The sequence below is a fragment of the Sphingomonas sp. 37zxx genome (assembly GCF_000786205.1).
Classification (GTDB): Bacteria; Pseudomonadota; Alphaproteobacteria; order Sphingomonadales; family Sphingomonadaceae; genus Sphingomonas.
Genome location: NZ_JROH01000040.1, coordinates 1 through 13147, shown reverse-complemented (window position 1 = coordinate 13147; position 13147 = coordinate 1). Strand labels below are relative to the sequence as shown.

General features: G+C 63.1%; 8 protein-coding genes and 1 pseudogene. 8 read left to right on the top strand and 1 reads right to left on the bottom strand.

Annotation, left to right across the window (positions count from 1 at the left end):
* The 5 genes and pseudogenes from QU44_RS13470 to hflX form a co-directional block, all read left to right on the top strand.
* Nucleotides 1-386: helix-turn-helix domain-containing protein (locus QU44_RS13470; RefSeq protein WP_033922833.1), on the top strand; the 386-nt coding region annotated here is incomplete at its 5' end.
* Nucleotides 387-455: 69 nt separating this feature from the next.
* Nucleotides 456-2699, top strand: a complete 2244-nt coding sequence (locus QU44_RS13465; protein ID WP_081988047.1) for a sensor histidine kinase NtrY-like — start codon at nt 456-458, stop codon at nt 2697-2699.
* A 3-nt stretch (nt 2700-2702) separates the two neighbouring features.
* Nucleotides 2703-4082, top strand: a complete 1380-nt coding sequence (gene ntrX / locus QU44_RS13460; RefSeq protein WP_033922832.1) for a nitrogen assimilation response regulator NtrX — start codon at nt 2703-2705, stop codon at nt 4080-4082.
* A gap of 110 nt (nt 4083-4192) precedes the next feature.
* Nucleotides 4193-4702 (top strand): annotated as a pseudogene (gene hfq, locus QU44_RS13455) (RNA chaperone Hfq); the annotation flags it as partial.
* Nucleotides 4699-5985, top strand: coding sequence for a GTPase HflX (hflX, locus tag QU44_RS13450; RefSeq protein WP_033922830.1), 1287 nt, complete (start codon nt 4699-4701; stop codon nt 5983-5985). The pseudogene hfq and the gene hflX, both read left to right, overlap by 4 nt.
* 7 nt (nt 5986-5992) lie before the next feature.
* On the opposite strand, the gene mazG is transcribed toward hflX, so the two are convergent.
* The gene (gene mazG, locus QU44_RS13445; RefSeq protein WP_033922828.1) at nt 5993-6724 is read right to left on the bottom strand and encodes a nucleoside triphosphate pyrophosphohydrolase; all 732 of its coding nucleotides are present in this window, start codon (nt 6722-6724) and stop codon (nt 5993-5995) included.
* 387 nt (nt 6725-7111) lie between these two features.
* Here mazG and QU44_RS13440 point away from each other — a divergent pair, with 387 nt between their 5' ends.
* Genes QU44_RS13440 through QU44_RS13430 form a run of 3 tightly spaced genes read left to right on the top strand, consistent with a single transcriptional unit; the run spans nt 7112 to nt 12908 of the window.
* A complete protein-coding gene (locus QU44_RS13440) occupies nt 7112-9658 on the top strand; it encodes a TonB-dependent receptor (protein ID WP_081988046.1) in 2547 nt (848 codons plus the stop codon).
* Nucleotides 9658-10911, top strand: coding sequence for a YdcF family protein (locus QU44_RS13435; protein WP_033922835.1), 1254 nt, complete (start codon nt 9658-9660; stop codon nt 10909-10911). The genes QU44_RS13440 and QU44_RS13435 overlap by 1 nt, the downstream gene beginning before the upstream one ends.
* The gene (locus QU44_RS13430; protein WP_081988045.1) at nt 10908-12908 is read left to right on the top strand and encodes a glycoside hydrolase domain-containing protein; all 2001 of its coding nucleotides are present in this window, start codon (nt 10908-10910) and stop codon (nt 12906-12908) included. Before QU44_RS13435 ends, QU44_RS13430 begins: the two co-directional genes overlap by 4 nt.
* The last annotated feature ends 239 nt before the right edge of the window (nt 12909-13147 follow it).

The following is a 13147-nucleotide window of genomic DNA, read 5'->3' as shown; positions in this document are numbered from 1 at the left end:
ACTGGCCGGGCAATGTCCGCGAGCTGGAAAATCTGATGCGCCGGGTCGCGGCGCTGGGTCGCGACGAGACGATCGGTGCCGACGAAATTCGGGCGAACCTGGGCAAGGAAGCAGTGGTTGCCAGCGAACCCGATCCCAATCTGGCCGCCGCTGTCCATGCGCGGCTGGAGCGGATGGCCCGCGAACAGCCCGAAGCCTTTGAAGACGGCAGCCTCTACGACCGGATTGTCGCCGAGGTGGAACGTCCGTTGATCGAAGCGGTGCTTGCGCGATGCGGCAATAATCAGTTGCGCGCGGCGCGCGTGCTGGGGATTAATCGTAACACGCTGCGAAAGCGGCTCGATACGCTCGATATCGACACCATGCGGCGCACGGCGGTCGACTGAAGCGGGCGCGCTGCCAAGCCTGTCGAATATGTGTTTTCGGAGCAACGCTATCGTTGTATCATTGCAACGATGGATGCGGGTGATACGGCCAATTTGAAGAAGATGCGAACCCGGCGACTGGCGGTAACCCAGGGTGTCGAGCTTGCGGTGCTAGCCGGGGCGATCGCGATCGGCATCGCCACCTATTTCATCATCACCAACAATCCGGGTCAGCCGCGCCCGATGGCACCTTCGCTGGTGGCGCTGCTGATGGTTGCCAATTTGCTTCCCGGCGTGGCGCTGCTGGTGCTGATTGGGCGTCGGCTCGCGCGTGCGCGTTCGGCGCGTTCGCCCGTCGGCGGTGAGGGGCAATTGCACGTCCGATTGGTGGCGCTGTTTTCGGTGCTCGCCAGTGTCCCGCTGATCCTCGTGACGATCATCGCGTCATTGCTGTTTCAATATGGCGTCGAGTTTTGGTTTTCGGACCGCGCTCGCAGCATGATCGAGCGGACCGCGGCCCTGGCGAATGAGTCCTATACGGATATGACCCAGTGGGTTGATAAGGAGAACATCGCCGTCGGCATCGACGTGTCCAACCTACTATCGCAAGGCTTCGGTTTCGATACACGCGAGTTTGTTGAGATTTATGGCCAGAGCGTTCTGCAAAGAAGCCTGGCGGAGTCGATCGTCTTCAAAGTTACCCCGACGGGCGAAATCCTGACTTTTGCCTTGCTTGATCCTTACGAGAACGGCCTGGCTAACGAAATTAGGATGGAAGATGTGCTGGCTATCCGCGCCGGCAAACGGAGCGTGGTCAGCGTTAACGGCGAGCGAATTCAATCCTTGGCTGCGGTTCCAGGGACCGAGTATCTTATCGCTTCGAGCAGGGTGGTAGGCGCGCGCGCGCTTATGCAACGAAAGGAGCGGGCCGAGGCAGTTGTAGCCGACTACCGGGCTTTGCAGGCGAGATCGCGGCAACTCCAACTGCTATTCCATTTGGCCCTGCTGGGAACCTCACTCGTGATCGTTGCTGCGGCGGTATTCGTAGCGCTGACCGTTGCAGATAGGCTGGTTCGACCGGTTGCCGAATTGGTTGGGGCGGCGCGGCGCGTTGCCGGCGGTGATCTCGAGGCTCGGGTTACTCAGCCCAAATCGCGCGATGAAGTCGGTACGCTTGCCAGCGCCTTCAACCAGATGACCGAGCGTTTGCAACAGCAGACCAACGCGCTCGTCACCGCCAATGCCCAGATCGAAAGTCGCCGCGCTTTGATCGAAGCGGTGATGTCGGGGGTGAGTGCCGGCGTCGTGTCGATCGGGGCCGATCGCAGCGTTCGGCTGATCAACAGTTCGGCGCTGGCGCTGCTGAAGACAAACGACAGCCCGGTCGGCCGGCCGCTTGCCGATGTGTCGCCTGAACTGGCCGCGCTGCTCGACGGTGAGCAGCGCGAGGCGGTGGTGCAACTAAACGCCGGGGGCGAGGCCAAGACGCTGGCGGTGAAGATCGCCCATGACGATGATCTGGGGCAAATCCTGACCTTTGACGACATTACCCAGCAGTTGCTCGATCAGCGCCGCGCCGCCTGGTCCGACGTGGCACGGCGGATCGCGCATGAGATCAAGAACCCGCTGACGCCGATCCAGCTCGCCGCCGAACGATTACAGCGCCGCTATGGCAAGCAGATCGACCCTGAGGATGGTACATTCGCCCGGCTGACCGAGACTATCGTCCGCCAGGTCGGCGATCTTCGCCGGATGGTCGATGAGTTTTCCTCGTTCGCGCGGATGCCAAAGCCAGTATTCCAGCGCGAGTCGTTGGTCGACATCGCGCGTCAGGCGCTGTTCCTGCACGAGGTTGCGCATACCGACATCAGCTTCGTGCTCGATCAGGACGACGCGCCCGAGGCGCTGGTGTGCGATCGCCGCCAATTGGGACAGGCGCTCACCAACGTCATCAAGAACGCGGTCGAAGCGATCGAAGCACGCACCGGGGACAACCTTGCTCCCGGCGAAATTGCGTTGTCGTTGCGGGTCGAGGCCGATGGCCGCGCCGTGATCGAACTGAGCGATAATGGTGTGGGTCTGCCGGTGGAACGCGATCGCATCGTCGAGCCTTATATGTCGACGCGCAACCGCGGCACCGGCCTGGGCCTGGCGATCGTCAAGAAGATCGTCGAGGAGCATTTCGGGACGATGGAATTTTCCGATCGCGCCGCTGGCGGTACCTGCGTCACGATGAGCTTCGATGCCCAATTGCTGGCCACCTTGACCAGCCAAGACGCCGGCGACGGCGAAACCGATGATCTGCCGATCATGCTTACCCGAAATCGGACCTGAACCATGAGCCTAGATATCCTAGTCGTCGACGACGAACGCGACATCCGCGAATTGGTGGCCGGGGTGCTCGAAGACGAAGGCTATGCCACCCGCACCGCCGCCGACAGTGATTCGGCGCTCGAAGCGATCGCGGCGCGGCGACCGTCGCTGGTGCTGCTCGATGTGTGGCTGCACGGATCGAAGCTCGACGGTCTCGAATTGCTCGAGGAAATCAAGCGGCGCGATCCGACAGTGCCGGTGTTGGTGATTTCGGGCCACGGAAATCTGGATACGGCGGTCGCGGCAATTCGGCGTGGTGCGTCGGACTTCATCGAAAAGCCGTTCGAGGCCGAGCGCTTGGTGCTGATGGTCGAACGCGCGACCGAGACCGAGCGGCTCAAGCGCGAGATCGCCTCGCTTCGCGCGTCAGCGGGTCGCGAAACCGATCTGACGGGCAATTCGGCGGCGATCAACACCGTGCGCGCGACGCTGAAGCGCGTGGCGGGGACCGGCAGCCGGGTGCTGATTTCGGGCGGGGCCGGGGTGGGCAAGGAAGTTGCCGCGCGGCTGCTGCATGGCTGGAGCCTACGTGCCGCAGCGCCGTTCGTCGTCGTCAGTGCAGCCCGGATGACGCCCGAGCGGGTCGATGAGGAATTGTTCGGGATCGAAGACGCCAATGATCTGGTGCGCCCCGGTTTGCTCGAACAGGCGCATGGCGGCACGCTGTTTCTGGACGAAATCGCCGACATGCCGATCGCGACCCAGGCACGCATTTTGCGGGTGTTGACCGACCAGAGCTTCAGCCGGGTGGGGGGCACGCGGATCGTCAAGGTCGACGTGCGCGTGGTATCGGCAACCGCGCGCAACCTGATCGACGAGATCGCCGAGGGGCGTTTTCGCGAAGACCTGTATTACCGGCTCAACGTGGTGCCGGTCGTCATCCCGTCGCTCACTGAACGGCGCGAGGATATTCCGCCGCTGGTCGAGCATTTCGTCGCGCATTATGCCGCCGAACGCCGCGTGCCAACGCCCGAGATTGCCGCCGATGCGATGGTGGCGCTGCAATCCTATGAATGGCCGGGCAATGTCCGCCAGCTCCGCAACGTCGTCGAGCGCACCGTGATCCTTACGCCGGGCAACCGGATCGGTCGGATCGACCTCGACCTGCTCCCGCCCGAAGTGCTGGGCACCGCCAGCGATGGCGGGCAGGGGATGGGTGCGGGGGCTATTATGGGAACCCCGCTGCGCGAGGCGCGCGAGACGTTTGAGCGCGAATATCTGCGGGTGCAGATTCGGCGGTTTTCAGGAAACATATCGCGCACCGCCAGCTTTATCGGGATGGAACGCTCCGCCCTGCATCGCAAGCTCAAGCTGCTCGGCATTACCGAAACGCGCGACGATTGACGCTGTGGCTGGACGGGAACCCGGCGGCCCCCTAAATTAACAACGCGCCTGCAGCAATGTGGGGGTAACCGACGTCGGGGAACGGCGCATTTGCGGGACATGTCCCGCCAAGAACAAAGGCAGCCAATATGGCCGAAAAACAAACTTCGTTGCAGGATCAATTCCTGAACGCGCTTCGCCGGACCAAAACCCCGGTCACCATGTTCCTGGTCAAGGGCGTGAAGCTCCAGGGTATCGTCACCTGGTTCGACAATTTTTCGGTGCTGTTGCGGCGCGATGGCCAGTCGCAGTTGATCTATAAGCATGCAATCTCGACCATCATGCCAACCGGGCAGCTCGACCTGGTATCGATCATCGAAAGCGTGGCAGCATCGCAGGCCAAGCAACCAGTATTGCAGGAGATTTTCCTCACAGCGGTGCGGAAACAGCAGGAGCCGGTCACCATGTTTCTGGTCAATGGCGTGATGCTGCAGGGGCAGATCGCGGCGTTCGATCTGTTCTGTATGCTCCTCCAGCGCGATGGCATGTCGCAGCTTGTCTACAAGCATGCGGTGTCGACGGTGCAGCCGGCGAACCCGCTGAACCTTGCCGATGAGCACACGCAGCCGGGCGCTTCTTGAGTACCGGATTCGACCGCGACGGCGAGGATTTCGCGCGGGGTGCGCGCGCGATCGTGGTGCTGCCCGATCAGGGTGGTTCCGCGCGCGACACCGATGCGCGGCTGGAGGAAACCGCCGGGCTGGCGGCGGCGATCGGGGTCGAGGTGCGCGAGCGCATCGCGTTTCGCATTCGCGCGCCAAAGCCGGCAACATTGCTGGGCGCGGGGCAGGTCGAGCAGCTTGCCGAAAAGGTGCGCGACGACGCCATAACCTTGGCGGTGTTCGATTCGGCGCTGACCCCGGTGCAGCAGCGCAATCTTGAAACCGCGCTTGGGTGCAAGGTGATCGACCGAACCGGCCTCATCCTCGAGATATTCGGCGAGCGCGCGCGCACTGCTGAAGGTCGATTGCAGGTCGAGCTGGCGCATCTGGATTACCAATCGTCACGCCTCGTGCGAAGCTGGACCCATTTGGAGCGCCAGCGCGGTGGCTTCGGCTTTCTGGGCGGTCCGGGCGAAACCCAGATCGAGGCCGATCGCCGGCTGATCCGTGATCGCATGGCGCGGCTGCGGCGCGAGCTGGAGCAGGTCAGCCGCACCCGGTCGCTGCACCGCGATCGCCGCCAGCGTGCGCCTTGGCCGGTGGTTGCGCTGGTGGGCTATACCAATGCGGGCAAATCGACGCTGTTCAATCGGCTGACCGGAGCATCGGTCATGGCCGAGGATCTGTTGTTCGCGACCCTCGACCCCACGCTTCGCCAAGTGCAGTTTCCGGGGATCGACAAGGCAATCCTGTCCGACACGGTGGGCTTTGTTTCGGACCTGCCGACCCAGTTGGTCGCTTCGTTCAAGGCGACGCTGGAGGAAGTGATCTCGGCCGATTTGCTGATCCATGTCCGCGATGTCGCGCATCCCGACAGCGACGCGCAGCGCGCCGATGTCGAAAAAGTGCTGAGCGAGATCGGCGTTGCAGAGACGACCCCGCGGCTTGAAGCATGGAACAAGCTCGACCTGCTCGATGACGATGCGCGCGAATATCTCACCAACAAGGCCGCCGCGCGCGACGATGTTGCGATATTGTCGGCGCTGACGGGGGAGGGTGTCGATGCGATGATCGACGTCGCTGCGGCCCGCCTGACCCACGCGCATCGCCGTTATCACCTGACGCTGGCGGCGGGCGACGGTGCCGGGGCGGCTTGGCTTCACCAGCATGGCGAAGTGCTCGACCATTGGATCGAGGATGACGATGCCATCTATGAAGTGCGGATGGCACCCGCCGATCGCGAGCGCTTCGCCCAGCGTTAAGGCAGCATCATTCGGCTGACTTGGCGGTCAGCCACAACGCTTCCTTTTGCTCCAGGCTGAGCGACGCGAAATCGTCGCCAGCCTCGGCTTCCATCGCACGGAAGCGGCGTTCGAACTTGGCATTGGCGGAGCGCAGGGCGGCCTCGGGATCGACGCCCTGATGCCGCGCCCAATTGACGACCGAAAACAACAGATCGCCAATTTCTCCCTCGATGTCGGCGGGGGAGGCGCGCTCTACCTCGGCCAGTTCCTCATCGATCTTGGCGCGGGGGCCGCTGGCATCGGGCCAGTCGAACCCGGTCCTTGCCGCGCGCTTCTGGAGCTTTTCGGCGCGAAGCAGGGCTGGCAGGCCGAGCGCCACGCCATCGAGCGCGCCACTTTTATCGCGATTGCCACGTTCTTCAGCCTTGATGTGTTCCCAGCCGGGAGAAGCGGCCGCGTCGCCGAAAATATGGGGATGGCGGCGCTCCATCTTGTCGCTGATGGCTGCGATGACGTCAGCCAGCGCGAAAGCGCCGGCTTCTTCGGCGATCCGGCTGTGAAATACGACTTGCAGCAACAGATCGCCGAGTTCGTCTCTAAGGTCGTCCATGTCGCCGCGATCGATCGCGTCGGCGACTTCATAGGCTTCCTCGATCGTATAGGGCGCGATCGACGCGAAATTCTGGGCACGATCCCAATCGCAGCCATGCCGGGGATCGCGCAGCCGCGCCATGATCGTCGTCAGCCGCTCAATCATGTGCCCTCCGCACGCGGGGGGTAGCGTGGACAGTTCTGAAAGACATCGTGTTCGCCGTTTAGAGGGTCGGTTCCTTGTAGCTGCGGGGGCATTGGTAGCAAGATCGCGATGAGCATCAGCACGCCCATCTGTTCACGATCGATTCGTTGGCGGTCATTCTGATCGGCTGTGCCGGGATCGGTGGAGCCAGGCTGTAGCGAGTTCGCCACCACCTTGATCGGTTCGCGGCCGGGCGCAAAACATCATTTGGCGGTGAAGCGGGCGGGTCTGGTGAACCGATATGTCACTTTTTCATCGGGCTACGTCACCAAAATGCCTTGGTAGCTTCACGTATCAGTCTTGAACCAACCCTACGGCCCCAGCGTGGTTCCAAAGGGGGAAATTGTTATGCGCGTTTCGACGATCAGGATTCTTACGCGGCTGGCGGTATCTGGATTGGCGCTGAATGCCGTGTGGCTGCATAGCGCGCAGGCGCAGACAGTCCCGGCGCAGCAGGCAGCCAAGGCCACTGCCGAACCGGTGCAGACCGAAGCGCAAGAAGTGGTTGCCGACGACATCATCGTAACGGGTGCGGCGCGTGCCCAGCGCCGCTTCGATGTTTCCTACGCCGTCAATTCGCTGTCGCAGGATGAGATCCAGCGGATCGCGCCCAAGAACTTCGCCGAGCTGCTCGGCACGATACCGGGTATCCAGGTCGAGGCGACCGGCGGCGAGGTGCAGAACATTACGCGCGTGCGCGGCATCCCCACCGATCGCGGTTACCTGATCTTCCAGCAGGACGGCCTGCCGCTATATCACGAGATCGACGGCGTGTTCTTCAACTCGGGCGAAGGCATGAACCGGTTCGACTTGATGACCGAGCGTGTGGAAGTCGTTCGCGGCGGCCCGGCACCGATTTACGCCAGCAGCGCGGCGGCGATCGCCAACAACATCACCGTCACCGGCTCCAGCGTGCCGCGCGGCAAGGCGCAGGTAACGCTTGGCGATACCGGGCTGTATCGGCTCGACCTGATGCAATCGGGGCCGATCGGCGCGAATACCTATTTCGCGGTCGGCGGGTTCCTGCGCGAACATGACGGGTATCGCGATTCGGGCTTTCCCAGCGACAAGGGCGGCCAGATCCGCGCCAATTTGAAGCACGACCTGCCCAACGGATCGATCAAGCTATCGGGCATGTATGTGAACGATCATAACATCTTCTACCTGCCGATCCCCGTCGCCGATCCGCGCAACCCCTCGACCTCGCTCGACCCATTTCTCGATTATCATCGCGGCACGCTGAACTCGCCCTCGCTGCGCGGGGTGAACATCAAATACCGCGACGGTGCAGGCGTAGTGCAATCGCAGAACCGCGATCTGGCTGACGGCCGGCATATGCGCTTCTTCAACGCCGGGCTGGATTGGGATGGCGATTTCGGCGGCTGGCTGGTCGCCGCAAAACTCGGCATCACCAAAGGCAAAAGCAGCTTTGACGCATTTTATTCGACCACCAATCCGGTCGATGCCAATGCGTTCGCGGCACGCTATACCACTGCGGCAGGCACGGCGTTCGGCACTGCCGCCAATCCCGTCGCCCGGCTGGGCTATGCGATCGCAGGCACCAACGGCGCGACGGCCTATAACCCCTATGCCGATTCGGGCCTGATCCTGTCGGGCCAGTATCGCGCGGTCGAAGCCGATTTCTATTCGAACCAGGCCGACATCAGCGTCACCCGGAAGTTCGAAACCGGGCTTGGCACGCATGACCTTCGCGTTGGCGCCTATGGCTCGGCCTATGGCAATACCAGCTTCATCGCCTATCAGGACATGCTGATCGAATTGCGCGGAAAGCCGCGCACGATCGACCTGGTTGCCTATTCGGCATCGGGCGCGGTGCTTGGGTCGGTCACGCAGAATGGCGTGCTTCGCTACACCACGACGCTGAACCAGGGTGAAGCTGACGGTAAGGTGTTGGCGCTGTATGCGAACGATACCTGGGATGTTTTCGATGGTCTTCGCCTCGATGCCGGTATCCGTCAGGAATGGTATAGCTATCAGGGGTTTGCGCTGCTTTCGGGCAATGCCAATCTGGGTGACGCGACCACGCTGGCCGATGATGCAACGCGCGCGTTCACCGGTGCCAAAGTCACGTCCGAGCTGAAGCCAAGCGCGACCAATTGGACGGTTGGCATTAATTACGACTTCGGCGCCAATTTCGGCACCTATGGTCGCATCTCGAACCTCGAAGTGCCGCCGCAGATGGGCGTTGTGTCGAGCATCAACCCGGCAATCATCAAAACCCGGGCGCGGCAATATGAAGTGGGGCTGAAAGCAAGCTTTGACATGGCCTCGCTCTATGTCACGGGTTTCTATACTAAGTTCGATCCGTTCAACGCCTCGTTCGTCGCCTTCAACCCTGAAACGGGCCGCAACGATCAGGTCGTGCCGTTCATCGGCGAGGCGGTGGCCAAGGGCATCGAGATCGACGGTAGACTGAAACCGGTGCGCTGGTTCGAACTGGCGGGCGCGGTGACGGTGGCCGATCCGCAATATCGCAACCTGGCGAACAATTCGGGTGCCGACCCCAGCGCAGTCAACGGCAACCAGATCATCCGCGAGCCGAAATTCTTCGGCAACATCCGCCCCACATTCCGCATCCCCGTGGGGGCCGGGACGCTCGACGTTGCCGGACGGTTCGATTGGCAGGGCCGACGCTATGTCGATCTGTTCAACCTCACCGCGCTGCCCGCTTTCCAAACGCTGGGGGCCAGCGCGTCGCTGACGGTCGATCAATGGCGCTTCCAGGTGGTGGGCGACAATCTGACCAACGCGCGCGGCCTGACCGAGGGCAATCCGCGTACCGACCAGTTGGGTGGGCAGGGGGCCAGCGACGCCATTTACGGTCGCCCTGTATTCGGGCGGAATTTCCGCTTCATCGTCAGCAGGGAATGGTGATGCGGCGCGCGGCGTTTGCCGTAAGCCTTGGCATCGCCGCGATCCTCGCCCCGACTTCGGTCGGGGCGCAGGATTTGCCGGGCTATCGCGCGCCCTTCGCCGATACGCTGCAAACGCGGATATTCCCGCTGTTCGCGATGCTGCGGCGCTCGCCCGGTTGGTCGAGCGCGCTGCGCCAGGACCGCCACCTCACGAAACTTGCCGCCGAACGCGCGGCGCGGGTTCCCGCCGCAAGCTGCACGCCGTCGCCCCAATGCCTTGCCGATGCCTGGACATGGACCGATGCCGACATCGCCACCGTCGAAGCCCGGCTGCGGGTGCTGGTACGCGACCCCGCAATGTCGCGCGCGCTGGTCGCCGAACAGATGCGCGCATCGGGACGGTTCGGGCGATATGCCGCGTCGGGCGATGGCGATCTGGTTGCGGCAGCGTGGCGCGATGCGGCGGCTGCGATCAATCGGGTGATCGCGGTTTATGCAAAGGGCACGCCGCCGCGCTATCCGGCAATCGATGCGACGATCTTTGAGGTCGAGAAGCCTGAATTTGCGGTCTTGCTCGACGTGCATGGAGTCGCGACTGCTGCCTTGGGTGCCGATGACGATCTGTTTTTCGATCCGTCGCTTCGCTACGCCATCGGCCTGTTGCACCTGAACGAACGCACCAACGCGGGCGAATATCGGCCATTGCTCAATGGGCCGAACGCCGCTGCGATCGCTGAGGTTGCGCGAACCGACTGGCAAAAGAGTCCTTATTCGGCGCTGCTGGTGTTCGGGCACGGGGCCGAAGACGCGCAATCGCGGACCGGGCCGTTGACGCATATCCGCCTTCGAATCGCCGCCGATCGCTTCGCGCGCGGCATTGCGCCGTTCGTGATCGTATCGGGCGGCAACGTGCATCCCAACCGCACCTCGTTCAATGAGGCTGCCGAGATGAAGCGACTGCTCGTCACCCAGCACGGCGTGCCCGCCGATCGCATCCTGATCGAGCCGCATGCGCGCCACACCACCACCAATTTGCGGAACGTCGCGCGACTGATGCTCGCCGCCGGGCTGCCCGTCGATCGCGAGGCGCTGATCGTCTCCGATCATCGGACCATCCAATATATCGCCGGTGCGGAACTGGCACAGCGTAATCTCGACGAGATGGGCATCCAGCCGGGGCGCATTACAGCGGGGCCGGATCGCTTCACCGCACGCTTCACCCCGTCGCCGCTCGCCTTTCATGTCGAGGCGTTGGACCCGCTCGATCCATGACGCGGCTCGGCACCTGGCTGTCCGCGCTGGCGGTCGCATTGCCGCTCATGCTATCGAGCGCCCAGGCGCGGGAGCTTGGCCGTATCGTCAATCCGTTCGTCGGAACGCTCGCCGATTTTGGTCAGCTCAGTCCCGCCGCGGTGGCACCGCATGGTATGGTCCAGCTCGGCCCCGACACGCGCCCCGCCAATTTCGCCGGCTATGATTTTGCCGCGACCCATCTGGTGGGATTTTCGCACACCCGCGCGGTCGGGGTGGGCTGTAGCGGGGCCGGCGGCGACGTTCGGGTGATGCTGGATTATAGCGGAGCCGCCGCGCCCGCGGTGATCGACAAGCAGCGCGAGGCCGCCCATGCCGGCTATTACCGCGTGGCTTATGGCAGCGGCATCCTGGCCGAAATGACCGCAACGCGCGGTGCCGGCATTATCCGTTTCACCGTGCCACGCGGGGGCGACATCGACGTCGCGGTCGCGTTCGATCAGGGATATTCGAAGCGGCTCGCCGCGCAATGGCAGGCAAGCGGCGAGGGCGATCTGCGCGCCAGCTTTTCCGCCGGGACGGTGTGCGACGCCGGTGCCTATCATCTCCATTCGGCGACGCGGGTGCTGCATGCTGGCAAGCCGGTGACCGTGAAGTGGCGCGGCGGGCCAGGCGATGCGCGCACCACGCTGCGGGTGCGTGCGGGCGACGTGATCGAACTGCGCACCGGCTTGTCGACGATCGATCCCACTGCGGCGGCGCGGGTGCGCGACCTGGAACTGGGCAACCGGACATTCGCCGCCATCGCCCGCGCGGCGTTGACCGAATGGAACCGGCAATTATCGCGCCTGACCATTCAGGGTACTGCCGAGCAACAGGCGTTGTTCCAGACGGCGCTGTTCCGGGTGATGCAGACGCCGGTCGCGATCGCCGACCCCGATGGCCGTTTTCGCGGCAGCGACGGCGTGATCGCTATGCTCCCGCCGGGCGAGCAACAGTATACCGGCTGGGCGCTGTGGGACAATTACCGCACCCAAATGCCGCTGCTGGCGCTCATCGATCCGGTACGCGCGGGCCAGATCGCCCGGTCGCTGGTGCGTCTATATGGCACCGGCAAGCGCCGCTGGTCGACCGGGAACGAGCCGTTCATCACCGTTCGCACCGAACATGCCGGGATCGTCCTGCTCGATTTCCGGCGCAAGGGCATCGTCGATTTCGACGCACGTGCCGCGCTGGCGGGGATGATCGCCGAAAGCGCAACGCTGGCCCGCGCCACCCCCGATGAACAGATCGAAGCGGCCTATGACGACTGGGCGATCGCCGAACTGGCCGGTGATTTAGGGGAGACCGCGATCGCCGAGCGATTTCGGGTCAAGGCGCTTGCCTATCGCCCGATGTGGCTGGCGACGTTCCGCGATCTTGGCACCGATGCCGATGTCGTGAAGGCGCGCGGGCTGTATCAGGGGACACTGGCGCAATATCGCTGGGCACCGGTGTTCGACCTGCCTTGGCTGGCCGAGGCGCTGGGGCCGCGCATGCGCCCCGAACTCGACCGCTTCTTCGCCGAACATTTGTTCAACATGACCAATCAACCCGACATCCACGTCCCCTATCTTTTCGCCTGGCTGGGCGATCCTGCCGCGACCAGCCGTGTCGTGTCGCGCTATGTCAACGAGCCGGTGCCGCACCGCTATATCAACAGCGGCGTTCGGCCCCAGCCCTGGATCGGCCGCAGCTTTCGCCTGGCCCCCCAGGGCTTTGCCGATGGCATGGACGATGACGAGGGGACCATGTCCGCCTGGTATATTTGGGCAACCCTGGGACTATACCCGTTGGTGCCGGGCGAGCCGCAATATGTCGTCACGGCCCCGATGGCCGCAGCTGCGCTGCTCAATCAAGCACCACAGCTTGCAGCGAACGCTCACACGACGATTACACCTTATCGAAAAGGCGGAATGCGGATCAATAATCGCCTGGCACCCGGAAAGACAGTGTCACACCAAGCAATCGCCCCATAGATCAAGTCGATGCTATTGGCGCGGAACATGGCATATGAACTTCATCGGGAGGTTTGTTGTACTGGCATTTGATAGCGCTTTATCGTCGAGCGCGTAATACGCAAAGTCCCAGAAGGCCGCGCGACGACGACAACGCTTTTCTGTCGAACGGTACAGTAGACGCCTATGCTGGTGGTTGAGGGTGCTTGGAGGCGTTAGCAGGCTGCTAAAAAATCCCACGGTTTGGCGATGAAGGAGGT